Genomic DNA, 12,752 nt, shown 5'->3' with positions numbered 1-12,752 from the left:
GGGTTTCACCCATCGCTATTCTGTGACACCCCTTTGGGGTTGTTAAAAGGATGAAGCTTTTGATAAGGAGGCGCCCCACTCCAGTGGAAAGCATTTAATACAGCCTCCTTCTACGAAAACGATCACTACTTTTTATTTAGCGCTTCCATTCTCTCTTTATAGTAGTCATCCCCACTTATTTCAAAGGCCTGGTTTAAGTATTTTATGGCATTCTCTTTATCATTTTGGGATTCATAATACTACGCCATAGAATCATAGGCATTGGCGCTGGTTGGATTATACTTGATATTCATCTCAAAGAACATGAAGGCCTTCTCCGGTTGCCCCATTTGCATATTCATATAGCCATAGCCATTTAACATTTCATCTATCATTGGGGCAGTGGGAACACCAAAGTGTTCGGTATAGATTTGTTCTTGCTCCTTCAATAACACAACCAATTCCTCTATCGGCGTTTCTGGGTTATTATATTTTTGCGGAGATTTAAACTGATACCATTCAAAAAGAAAAATCAACCCATCTCTCATCGAAGGCAATGGCACTGTGCCGTGTAAATCCTCCTCATAAACCTTCCATGAAAAATTTAATCCACTCTGTGTTTGCGATTTTGCCTCATTAGAAAACTCAATGATGGAACGCGGAAACAAAGTAAATTCTGAAGCATCATTCATGACATTCTCCATGGTAATGGCTTCATCCCACATATGCAGTTGCTCCGCGGCCAAAGACACAAAAAGAGATTTACCCCCATAATTTTCTGTTCTCAGTTTTTCTTTTGCCTGCTTCAGTAACTTTTGGTCGTCCCAATCCAAACTGGGATCTATGGCAATGTAATTCTGAAAGAGCGCTTTATGATTGATCAACATATTGATCGTGAACAAACCACCATAGGAATGCCCAATCAGGGTGCGATAGGCCGTGGTTGGATACTTACTGTCAATATAGGGAATGAGTTCCTTTTCCATAAATTCAGTAAAGGTCTCTGCCCCTCCGGTTTCATGGTCCATAGCCCTACCGCGACGCATTTTTATTGGGGAAGTCGTTAAATCTCTTGTCCGGTGGTGGCGATTAGAAATCCCAACCAATATCATATGAGGAAGGTAATGCCCCAATAATTTTCGTAAACCACCAGCAAATTGCTTTCTAATGAAAAACCATCCATTAGATAGACCACGGGATATTTTTCATCACTATTCGGTTGAAAATTTTCTGGTAGCCGCACCCAAAAGTCACGGCTTTCATTCAAAGTTTCCGAAAACAGGGAATCCACTATTCGATTTTGAAGTTGCGCAGTTTGGGGCGCATTGGATTGTGCCACAGTATTTCGATTGAACGTTAAAATCGATCCGATAAGCAATAAAAAATAGATAGGGTTCCTCATTGTTTTCTTTTGAATTTAGAGATCACTAAACACATCCGTTCAGCTAAAAATTGTTGATTGGTTATTTATTGTAAATGCTAATCGCTATGAACTATGTCTCCGTGATCGAAAGCCCATCAGCAGGGTCTTCTGACTAATCCCCCCCCATAGGGTGAGAAGCGCAATCTCTAAAATACAAAACAAACATTCAAAAATACTAATACAGTCGACCAAATCATCATCCTACCCCCTGCCCAATGCAAATGATTTGCCACGCTACCACTTTAGATGTTGCATTTGCTACGACCTCCTCCCACGGGAGTGATCCCTCTAAAACAGAACAGCGTGGCTAATGAAGCAAAATGCTCCCTGGATTTTGGGTCGTAAACAGGAGCCAGGGGCCGGACAATCCTGGTCGAAGCGCGACGCTTCAACCAGAGAGGGATTTTGGATCGTAGTCGGGAGTCAACGACCAGCAACGAAGCAACCTCGGTCGAAGCGCGACGCTTCAACCAGAGGGGGCATCCACAAATTAATTTCAAGCTAACAGTCCAGAAAAAACCATCAATGCCTTAAAAATTCTTCCTCAAACCAATCCACATATTGGGCGACAATTTCCGGTTGCTGATGGGACAACAGCAATTCAAAATTATAAACCAGTGATCTTCTTCTGAAATTATGTGCGCCGGTCCAGATTTCGCTGGCTCCTGCTGCCCGCTCAATGATGATATTTTTATTGTGCAGCGCTGGAGAGCTCACCCATTTCACCTCAAAATTAAGATAACGTTCTGCCCACTCGTTGAGCTGATCCACCCACGCCTGATCGATATTATCCGTCCGAAGCGCTGGCGCCATTACCTTCAGGATTACGCCACTTTCCAATAATTCGCCCAGTGCCTTTTTTAAGCCCGGACGGTCATCTTCCCATTTGGAATTTGCAATCCGTACAATATCTCCCGGCTGAATATCCCGGAAAATATCCTCCGCCACGTCAGCACCGTCCTGCTTAGGAAAAAAGCCAACCTGCCCCTGCCCTACCTCGGTCCAACTGAAATTCCATTGGGGTAATTCCCATGCCAGAGAAGCCTGATGCATCTGATGGAAGTTATCCTCCAAAACATCGTACAGGCGATCATCCTCCAGCCACAAGCAATCCTGGTACTTGGCATTATCTCCGACGGTGAAGTTATAACTCGTCACTACGCTGACCTTTTGAGCTACTCCATGCGGCGTTCGGAGGGCCGAAGCCAACAGATACTTATGGTGATTCACCGCTTTGGCATCCAGGGTATTATTAAAACTGTAAAAAAACGCTAGGCTATCTTGTAAAACCTTCCGCGTATAGCTGTTGACCTCATCAATATCCAGCATGACCTTGACCTGCACCCCACGATCCTTGGCTTCCAACAAGGCATTGCGCAAAGATCCCGAGCTGAATTTGAACATATTCACATATAAGTCCTCCCCTTCCGGTACGGCCTGAATAAAGGCCATCAGATGATTTTCAATCGCATTGGTTCGGGCTTGCAGCTCCTCTGCACCGGGCAGGATCAATAACGGCAAGTCTGCTTCAAATTTTGGCCCGTCCGGATAGTCTTTTTCCAGCAAATCAGCATCGCAGGAGATTAAAAAGAAGAGCAAGACGAGGGCAATAGGTAGTTTCTGAAAATTCATAATGGGTAAAAAAAAATCCCCTGGCGTATTGACCAGAGGATTGATATTCAAATGAAAGACTATTAATTTGATCCGAATGCACCAATGAAATCTGAGGAGCCAGGAACCGTGAAGGTCTTACCTGCCACCTGAATGCTGGCATACTTTGGCGAAACGGAATCATCACCGGCACCGATAGCCGGAGAGTTCGCTGCCAAGTGGAAGTTATACTGCTCCCAGTCGCCAAAGGCTTTGGTTTCATTAGGGGTTGGGAACTCATCACCTGCACCATTCTCAGTAATAGTAAAAGCGTTGTCCACATCATAGTCTACAAATAATGGATCGCCTGAAGTGATGTCGCTATCTGCTACAGCAACCAAATATCCATTAGAAGGAGCAAACTCCTCCTGCATACGCAGGTGATTTCCAAAATAAAACTGGTGTCCGTAAGTAGTATTCGCCATATCCACATTGGTCTCTACACCTTGCTCTCCTACTACACGGAATCCATAGCGGCAGTTCACAATCATATTATTGATAATGGTACCGCGCGCTGCTTCCTCAATATTGATAGAACCACCTCTACCCGACTTATTTCTTCTCCAGCCACCGGAAACAATGGTGTTGTTGTAAGCCTGAATGTCGGTCTGCACTTCCATACCATTTTTATTGGACCACTTCGGACCATTGGTTGCGATATGGTAGAAAAGGTTGTAACAGATATCTCCGGTAGTTCCCTTCTTAATGTTCAACGCCTCTCCTCCGGTAGTACCGATAAAAGCAAAAACATTATTGTAGAAAGAGATCTGTCCTCCTTCTGGACGGAAAGCATCATCGCCCATATAAGCGATCACACTGTTATGAACCACGACCTTTGTTGCTGGATTTTCTGAATAAAAACCATAAGATGGCTCACCATTTTCTAATTTTACAATACCCTCCTGTATAGAGATGTGCTCATCCGTCAATACCGCATTACCGAATTCCACCACACAGTGATCCAACACGAAGCTCTGAGCCGTAGCCGTACAGATGAATCCACCCCAGGCTGAAAGGTTCAAAATGTTTTCCTGCGTACGATCTGCCTCCGGTACAGTAAAATGAATAGGAGCCTCAGCGGTTCCCAAAGCATGAAGATTTCCTTTGATGTAAAATTCAGGTGCAACAGTCTTGTCTGCCATTACCTTTACTCCTGGCTCAATCGTCAGGGTTGCGCCTTCTTCAATCACCACATGACCACCCCAGTTCACCGTGATTCCGGCTTCCCAGGTCTCATCGGTGGAGATCACATATACCGCTGTGATATCAATATCTTCCGCCTGGTCTCCGTCTCCTGGTTCTCCACCTCCGGGTTCTTCTGTATTGTCATCGCCCCCATTAATAGGGTCATCATTGGTAGAACAGGCGTTGATCATGATCAATGCCAAGAAGAAAAAGATTCCTTTCGAAAATAAGTTCGTGATTTTCATTTTGTTGTAGTATGTAAAGATTTATAAGTTGTATTTCAGTCCAATAAGGAAATTGCGCCCGTAGCGATCATCGCGTACAATCATGTGATCTCCGGTCTTTCCTTGTCCGTGATATTTTTCCTGATGCTCCGTTATGGATTGGTTGATATAATGCACCCGATGGGTATCCAGCAGATTCCGCGCCTTCACAAAAACAGTCAGTCCGAAATCAAAGTGCTTCTCCATAGAAAAGTCCATCTGCCACATCGCCTTTTGCCAATAGTCTTTTTCATAGTAAGCCATCAGCTGATCAATGCGCTTGCCCGTAAAAACATTCGCCAGTTGCATATCAATACCGCTTTTAGGCTCCTTGAAGAGCAGGGAAATATTTCCAATATGTTTCGACTGTCCCTGCAGTGGACGGCTTTGGTCTACCTGTACCGGAACAATAGGCGAGCTGTCGTCTGTTGCATCCTCCCGCTGGTACCTGATTTTGCTGGTGGTGATGGAAGATTCGGTAAAGGTGTAGTTCGCTTTGATCCCGAACAGATTGAAGTATTTGGTAAAATCCACCTCAAAACCATAATTAACCGCCGTTCCAAAGTTATCCGGCTGAAGGAAGGTACGCCCGGTATTTTCCTCCACCACTATCCCATTCTCTATCGGATCCTGTATGCGTTTATAAAATACGCCGAGGAATAAATTATCGCGCAGACCTGGAAAGATTTCATATCGCAGATCAAAATTATCGGCAATGGTTCTTTTCAAATCCGGATTACCCCTTTCGTTGAATTCACTATCAGATATTTCCGAACCAATGTCATAGGGGACAATTTCAAAATAGCCCGGACGAATCACAGACCGGAAATAGGAGCCCCGCAGGTTGGCCCGCTCCGATAGTTGATAGCGCAAATGCAGGGAAGGTAAAAAATCGGCATACTCCTGATTGGCGGTCGGCTCCTCTCCATATCTGGGGTGCCTTAATTCATAACCCTGATTAGTATGCTCCATGCGAGCACCACCGACCACTTGCCATTCGTCCTGCTCCCATTCCCATTGTGCGTAGTAGCCGAGAATTTTTTCAGAAGCATCATAGTTAAGTGGGTTGGTAAATCCTCCCTTAGGATTGGTAATCGTCCAGTCCACCTCATCATACGCCCAGTCCTGATCTTCCCGGGTCTCATCATTCGTAGGTTTGAAGTTGTATCGGATATAATGATTGCTCCTGTTCTTATCGCGGTACATACCGCCCAGCTTCAGCGACAAGCTGCTCATCAGGGAAAGGTTGTTGTTCCAATAAAGGGAATAATCCTGATCGTCATTATCCTCCCACTGGCGGTACTGCGCCCCAAAATCTTCTACGCGTACCTGCTTCGGCACCCCATTGACATAGGCCGCATTTCTGGTAAAGACCAATTGGTCCGGGCGCGCTCTGGTCGCCAGGGAATAAACCGCTGACCAGTCCATATTCCACCAGGAGGTCATCTCATGTTCCCCTTGTAGGGTGGAGTTGATAATATTTTGCTCCGTGGTTCGAATTCTGCTGACAATCTCCGCCGTACCCGAATTGGTGATCGGATCATAAACCCCGTCCCACATTCGGAATTTCTCCGTTTCTCTGACCTGATCTTCCCTTTCAAAAATATAGGCATTGTACATGCTGAGCTTATGCCTATGGGAAAACACATAATCCAATTTGGCATGAAGGCCACCTCGTAGCTGTTTGGAAGAGTACTGACGGTGCTGATAGGTATTCAGCGTCATTTGATTTTCAACATAATCGGCAAATCCGATATTATAAAATTCCGTATCCGCTCCTCTATGCATCGATTGTACATTGCCCGCCACTACTACTCCCAGGCGTTGATTGAAAAATCGATTCCCTACAGACAAACCCAGGTTATAATCCATAACATTGTGCTGGGGTCTCGGCACCAAGTTAGCCGTGGTAAAATCCTGCATGGTCGCTTCCCCTCCTTCGCCCAAGCGATAATGCGGGGCGGTGCGGTCGGTCAAATGCTGGTCATATTGTAGAAAAGGCTGCCCCCCTTCCATGAAAAGGGTGGGCGCTCCTAATGAAAAATTGAGTTTCAACATCATATCATCTGGTGCGTTCTTCATCAGCAAGTCCATCGCACCGCCTACCGCATCACCTTCCATCTCCGGCGTTAATGCCTTGGTCACCTCTATGCGGTCCAATAGCTCTGAAGGGAACATATCCAGGGGAACAAAGCGGTTCATATTGTCGGGAGAAGGAATTTTCACCCCATTGACCAGCGTATAGCTGTAGCGTTTGGGCATTCCCCGAACGATGGCATAGCTTCCCACGCCCGCATTACTCTGCTCCAGCGAAACACCGGATACCCGCTGCATCACATCCGCCACATTCAGGTCGGGGGATAATTCAATGGAAGCGGCAGAGACTACATTCAGTACCATAGGAGACAGCTGTTCCGTAGCCCGTGCACTGGCATCGGTATTCCGCTCTTTGGTGGCGCGAATCACCACCTCCTCCAATTGCTGATCGGAAGAATTCAGTACAAAATCTTTTTGCATCGCACCGGATTTCCACGGCAGGCTTAGTCGTAAATCCTCATAGCCGATATAGGACACCCGGATTTTCAAATCCTCATAATACGGTATCCGCTTAATCCGGTAACTGCCGTCCAAACCGGTAATGGCACCATGAGGAGTACCCTCCACCACTACTGCCGCACCGATCAGCGCTTCACCGGAGGAATCCTTCACCGTCCCTGACAAAACCATCGGGTCCTGCTGAATTTTCGGGGCGCCCTTCCGGACAAAAATCTGTTTCCCTTTCTGAATGTATTCCAACTCATACTTGCCAGCTAATTGCTCCAGCATCTCGTCGAACTCCCCTTTATAGCGGAAGCTCAGCTTCAAATCACCTAGTCCGGCATCATACACAAAGGTATGACGACACTGCCCCTCTAGCCGCATAAAGAGGTCCTGAAGACTGCTCTCTTCCACATTCACCACCACTTCCTGCAACATCCCGAGAGAAACCTGAGGAAAAAAAAGACAAAGCAGTAGCAGTACCCTGAGCCAGTGGCTCGGGAAAAAGTCTTGATTTTTCATTTAAATTATTATTATCGATCTGGCGCTAGCCAGTTTTCTATTCCCAATTATTTCTTCAATAACCAATGCTTTTCTCCCTGCAATTGGTATTGAATATTCATACTAAAACAGATCCCTTCCAACAACTCCTCAATACTCAGCTTTCCATCAAATTTACCGGAAAGCAAAAGCCTGCTCACATTATCCGCCAACGTTATAGACACTCCGTATTTGCGTTCCAGACTGCGCGCCACTTCAGGCAAGGGATGTCGGTCAAAAACTAAGTATCCGCTTTTCGAATCGGTAAACAGTACAGCATCAAATTGCCGTACCACGGCACGATTCTCCCGGACATCAAAGCTCAATTCCTCCCCGGGTATCAGCGTTGACAACTCCTGCGCTCCTTTATCCACTCTCACCTTTCCCTCCATCAACCGAACGCAGATGTGGCTTGCACTCTCACTGACTTCAAAACTGGTCCCCAGAACAGCCGTGGTGAGTGCTCCGGTATGTACTTGGAAGGGACGTTGGGCATCCTTGGCCACCTCAAAAAAAGCTTTACCTTTCAGGAAAACATCCCGTACTTCAGCATCAGGGGCGATGAAATGTTGCAGGCTGGCTGGTCCTTCCAAAGTTACCTGACTGCCGTCCGAAAGCACAAGCAATTCCCGTTTGCCCGCTTCAACACTAACTTCTGCCAGCAGGACCTCCTGCTCCGGCGAAAAATTCCAAAAACCCATTACCAGCAAAATACTCGCCGCTACTCCCCACAGCCAGGGGCTGATGGTATAAGACTTCGCTCCTTGTTCCGTTCGATTGGCCCAACTCCCCCAATTACTTTCTTTTCTGCTTCCGTGAGGCAGCGTCGTTTTAGGCAGATTCCATATTTGCATAAACTGCCGGTGAAAGATCGCCAGTGCCTCATCCTGAAGCCGTGCCATCTTCATGGCTTCTTGCTCCGCAACCGTCAGTGGTTCGTCCAAACTCTTTAGTAATAATGTCTCGTATTCCTGAATACTCATTTCTTCATTGCTTTTCATCCCTATGGCGAGAAAAGGGGCAAAAGTGAGGGGTATAATCGCTTTACCAAATCATTAATATCATCAAAACATAAAAACCACAACAGCAATCCACTCACCACTAAGTGTTTGCGAGAAGAAATATTTCTGAAAATATTGATACCCAAGAACACTATTATCTAAATATTTCCTGAAAATTATATTTCAATGGTATAGAATAAGGAGCGTAAGAAAATCCAAGCACATCCCCTACTTTTGTAATGAATTGAGTCTGAATAATTTTTTATACGTCTACATGAGTTGGAAGAATAAACACCATATCGTGCTGGATAACGGCCAGAGGTTATGCATTGCTGATATTTTTGAAAGCAATCATCAAATGCTACTCGCTTATGGACAACAGCAGGGTTTTCCAACAGAGCAGGTTAAAGATACCATCAATGACCTTTTCATTTACCTGATCGAAAAAAAGGATCGGTTGAAAATAAAAAACCCCAAGGCGTATTTATACCTCGCCCTCCGCAATAAACTCATTGACCTCAAAACCAAAAACCCGCAGGAAGAATCGCTCCAAAGCGAGATGATTGTATTAGCATCAGAAGAAGAATATACAGGGCTTAGAGAACAACAGCTCCAGTGGCTGCAGGAAAAGATGAACCATATGCCGGCAAAACGCAGGGAAGCTTTCCTATTGAAAAGAGAACACGAACTGACCTACGCACAAATTGGTGAGGCCATGGAGATTTCCCAACATACCGCAAGGGAATATGTAACAGAAGCGATGCGTTCGCTCATGGAAGCGGCAAAAGAAGATGCCCATTTATTTGAGGAAGTAAGCACGCCCGAAGAAAATATGCAATGGGTCATTGCGGGGATGGCCATACTGGTGGCCAGTGGTTTGCTCAAAACACTGGGCTGAAAGGGAGAGCTTGGTTTTTACCAACAGTACCGCTCGAATTGTAGCACGCCCCTAGTCTTACTGTTACAGCGAGCAGTGCGAACATTACTAAGACCAACCACTACATTTCACAATCCACGGACTTCTTCGTAGTCTACGAGAGGCTTCCATTCTAAACTGCTGAATGCAGTGTGCGAAAATTACAAGCAGGCACAGCTTAATATTCCAAATGTAGCGATTCCAACAATACTCCTACCACAAGGGCTTGGTTTTCAACCACAGTACAGCTCTGGTTGTAGCATTTGCTACGACCTCGTCCTATGGGAGCGTCCCCTGGTCTTAGTGTTACAGTGAGCAGTGCGAGCATCACTAAGACCAACCATTTCATTTCACAATCCTAGGGACTTGGTCGTAGTTCAAGCGGGAATAATCTTTGGGGCCTGTAGACCATTCCTATTTATCGTGCTTAGTTTATTGCGAACTCAGGGTATGATTTTAACAACTCCCCCTAGTCTTAGTGTTACAGTGAGCAGTGCGAACATCATTCAGACCAACCAGTAAATTTCAAAATCCCACGGACTTGTCTGTAGTCGCCAAGGAACTTCCACACTAAAACGCTCAATGCCGTGAAGGAAGACGACAACCGGGGACGAACCAGTGTTCGGGCAACCTAGATCAAAGCAAGACGCTTTTTTAGATCAGAGGAGCGGGTGTAGTTTATTTGACCTTATTCATCAATCAAAGGCACGATATGCTCCCCTGGTCTTAGTGTTACAGTGAGCAGTGCGAGCATCACTAAGACCAACCATTTCATTTCACAATCCTAGGGACTTGGTCGTAGTGTGCCATGAGCGAAAAATACGAACCCGGTGGTATAATTTTAAAATGGCCAACCAATTATCAAACCGTACTGATCACTAGGGTCAAATTTAGATGACTTCACATCAGTCAAAGTCCATTGATAGTTTAGATATGGTAATGGGTCTTTAATTATATCGTTCCATGTTGAATCTTCAAATAAGTACAAATCCCAACGATCACTATCCCATGTCGCATATTTTCGCTCATTAGGAAGCCATAGAAGTATAAATTCAGGGTCGTAATATTCATTTTCTCCAGTTATACTGATAGCAGGAACCTCATAATAACACTTCTGATCTCCTTCTCCTTCAATCCAGATTTTATCCACCTTAAGTTCATCAAACTTATGTAGCCCCACGTATCCAGGCTCTGCTTTGGAGATATCATATTCCAACTGTTTGCCAGAACTTAAAAAATCTTTAAGGCTTGGTTCGATTTCCATCTAATTTGAGTTTATAATCATACAATGACCTTAACGATCGGTAGTCATTCAATGAGACAAATCAATGCGATGGGTAAATTACAAAACAAGCACTCAATAATCCTAATGTAGCAATTCCAACAATTATCGTATCCCCCGCTCTGGTTGTAGCATTTGCTACGACCGCCTTCTACGAATCACATACCAAAAAAATACGGAAATGAAGCATGCTGTAAGTGATCGCCACTTCCAACAAACTTCATTTCCGTATCATTTCCAGCGCATATTGCGCAAAGATGTGGGTTAGAGCTATCGCAACAGCCTACCCTGTTTATTCCTCATCTTCATCATCAAACATGAAGCCCAGCGCTTCTGCCTCTTCATCCACCCATTCATCGATCACGGACAAGGCCAGGGATTGCACCAAGGTATCTGCTTGATACACTTCGATATCCTTTTCGGTAAAGCGGGCTTCATATACCGCCGTTTCATTTCCCTTGCTTGCATTTACCTCATAAACCAATGGAGATTCCGTTTTCAATTCCAGTCCATTCACCATCAGGTTCATTTCCCCCTGAAACATTTGGAATATATAGGTATCTTCTTCCCACTTCATGCTTTCGTTTTTTTTTTGCAAAGGTAGGCAACCCAAAGCTTTAGCACCACCTCTATTGAAAAATAAATCGAATTTAATCAAAATGACGACAGGAAGGGCTCGTTAATACTTGCGATATTCAAAGCAAAGATTCAAATTGCGGCAAATTAAACACTTAAATAATGGCAAGCCATAAATTTGAAAAAGGTCAGCGTGTAACCATCAAAAAAGGGGTGAAAAATCCTTTAGACCGTGATTTAGATCTCAGCGGGCAGGTTGTGACGGTTTTGAAAATTTCTAACCCCAATTCAGATGATCCGATCTTATTGGTGGAATTTGGAAAGGATGCTTTGGACCAATGGCCTCAGGGTATTTTGGAAGATATGATTTGCCAGCATCCTAAATGGGATCAAACTAAAATTAAAGCGAGTCAAATCGAAATGTAAAATAAAAGGGATAGCATGCTATCCCTTATTTATGCCATTTGATTTTTACCGCGGACAGAAAATCCAGCTCCAAGCGTTCCTCTTCCAACACGGAAAATCCGTTTTTCAGATAAAAATCCTTAGGAGAGCGATATCTCGACCCATCCTTTTTTCGGTAATTGGCGTGATCAATTACCCAGCCCAGTAAGTAATCATTAGTGTCCTTAGCTTTCTGAATAAGTGCCGACCCCAGCCCTTTTCCCTGAATGGATTCCTCCAGGATCATGGCAAACCAACGCTCCCCTTCGCGGTCAAAATCTACCCACCACCCTTTTATTTCCTTTTGGTCATAAACCAAACAGTGATGCGCCTGCCCCAAGCTGTCCAGATATTGTTCCAGCCCCGACTCCTTTTCATAGGCCAGATTGGAAGGATATTCCCTATTCCATAGCCTGAAAAGGGCTTTCTTTTCAGAGCTGTTAAGTGCTTTCTTGTCGATAAATTCCATTCGTCAAAACTAAAGAATTCCCTGTTAAAATCTGCGAAAAGGGCTTTTCATTAAAAGCCAGATCAGCCATTCAACACCTAATATTTAAATATCAATCGTTTCTTTTTCATTTTTTCTTGATAAAAAACGAAACAAAAAAATCAAGGCTGTGATCAATATCGGCGGGACAACGAACCTGATAACGGAATCCATTAAGGCGACATTTGAAGCGGGCAGGAGACTAGTGAAATATTGCTAAAATGTCGCTATGATGCCTTCTTGTCGTCAGCAGAACCTCTGTCAATCCGCCCATTGATCAAGGCCGGACTGTTGATGAGGAAGATGCTATACTATAAAGTCAATAATGTAAACGATAGTAAGTTAACTCATAAACAAGCGTACAAATCAAATAGACCCTCATTGGAAACCTGATCATTCCTATAATTTGCCCATTTGTAGTTTTATGAAAAAGCCTTGAATCTCCGAAGAAGCTTTAAGCATCCTAAA

The 12,752-nt window shown here is 44.6% G+C and carries 11 protein-coding genes; 2 read left to right on the top strand and 9 right to left on the bottom strand.

Going from position 1 to position 12,752, the window contains the following annotated elements; genetic code table 11:
- Window positions 1-239: 239 nt before the first annotated feature.
- From NG22_RS04695 to NG22_RS04675, 6 genes are all read right to left on the bottom strand, one after another.
- Window positions 240-1,091 (bottom strand): alpha/beta hydrolase, encoded by an 852-nt coding sequence (locus NG22_RS04695; RefSeq protein WP_216597595.1) that lies wholly within the window; start codon window positions 1,089-1,091, stop codon window positions 240-242.
- The gene (locus NG22_RS18275; RefSeq protein ID WP_367379222.1) at window positions 1,088-1,381 is read right to left on the bottom strand and encodes an alpha/beta hydrolase-fold protein; all 294 of its coding nucleotides are present in this window, start codon (window positions 1,379-1,381) and stop codon (window positions 1,088-1,090) included. Before NG22_RS18275 ends, NG22_RS04695 begins: the two co-directional genes overlap by 4 nt.
- A 543-nt stretch (window positions 1,382-1,924) precedes the next feature.
- Window positions 1,925-3,034 carry a phosphatidylserine/phosphatidylglycerophosphate/cardiolipin synthase family protein gene (locus NG22_RS04690; protein WP_053404651.1) on the bottom strand — a complete coding sequence of 370 codons (1,110 nt, stop codon included), beginning with the start codon at window positions 3,032-3,034 and terminating at the stop codon, window positions 1,925-1,927.
- A 62-nt stretch (window positions 3,035-3,096) separates the two neighbouring features.
- Window positions 3,097-4,482: a hypothetical protein gene (locus NG22_RS04685; RefSeq protein ID WP_053404650.1), complete on the bottom strand. Its 1,386-nt coding sequence runs from the start codon at window positions 4,480-4,482 to the stop codon at window positions 3,097-3,099.
- A gap of 21 nt (window positions 4,483-4,503) precedes the next feature.
- Window positions 4,504-7,560: a TonB-dependent receptor gene (locus NG22_RS04680; protein ID WP_082304992.1), complete on the bottom strand. Its 3,057-nt coding sequence runs from the start codon at window positions 7,558-7,560 to the stop codon at window positions 4,504-4,506.
- Window positions 7,561-7,607: 47 nt separating this feature from the next.
- Window positions 7,608-8,561, bottom strand: a complete 954-nt coding sequence (locus NG22_RS04675) for a FecR family protein (protein ID WP_172674323.1) — start codon at window positions 8,559-8,561, stop codon at window positions 7,608-7,610.
- Window positions 8,562-8,853: 292 nt separating this feature from the next.
- Between NG22_RS04675 and NG22_RS04670 the strand changes: the two genes are divergently transcribed.
- Complete coding sequence (locus tag NG22_RS04670) at window positions 8,854-9,477, top strand: RNA polymerase sigma factor (protein ID WP_053404647.1); 624 nt, start codon at window positions 8,854-8,856, stop codon at window positions 9,475-9,477.
- 859 nt (window positions 9,478-10,336) lie between these two features.
- On the opposite strand, the gene NG22_RS04665 is transcribed toward NG22_RS04670, so the two are convergent.
- Window positions 10,337-10,759, bottom strand: a complete 423-nt coding sequence (locus tag NG22_RS04665) for a hypothetical protein (RefSeq protein WP_053404646.1) — start codon at window positions 10,757-10,759, stop codon at window positions 10,337-10,339.
- A 310-nt stretch (window positions 10,760-11,069) separates the two neighbouring features.
- On the bottom strand, window positions 11,070-11,354 hold the full coding sequence (locus NG22_RS04660) for a hypothetical protein (RefSeq protein ID WP_157600867.1): 285 nt from the start codon (window positions 11,352-11,354) through the stop codon (window positions 11,070-11,072).
- Between the two features lie 161 nt (window positions 11,355-11,515).
- On the opposite strand from NG22_RS04660, the gene NG22_RS04655 reads away from it, so the two are divergent.
- A complete protein-coding gene (locus NG22_RS04655) occupies window positions 11,516-11,779 on the top strand; it encodes a hypothetical protein (protein WP_053404644.1) in 264 nt (87 codons plus the stop codon).
- 25 nt (window positions 11,780-11,804) lie between these two features.
- Here NG22_RS04655 and NG22_RS04650 read toward each other — a convergent pair whose 3' ends face one another.
- The gene (locus NG22_RS04650; protein ID WP_053404643.1) at window positions 11,805-12,266 is read right to left on the bottom strand and encodes a GNAT family N-acetyltransferase; all 462 of its coding nucleotides are present in this window, start codon (window positions 12,264-12,266) and stop codon (window positions 11,805-11,807) included.
- Between the last annotated feature and the right edge of the window lie 486 nt (window positions 12,267-12,752).

It is taken from the genome of Persicobacter sp. CCB-QB2 (genome assembly GCF_001274635.1).
Lineage (GTDB): Bacteria > Bacteroidota > Bacteroidia > Cytophagales > Cyclobacteriaceae > Persicobacter > Persicobacter diffluens.
Note: the sequence above shows the minus strand (reverse complement) of the source record. Positions and strands in the feature narration are given on the sequence as shown.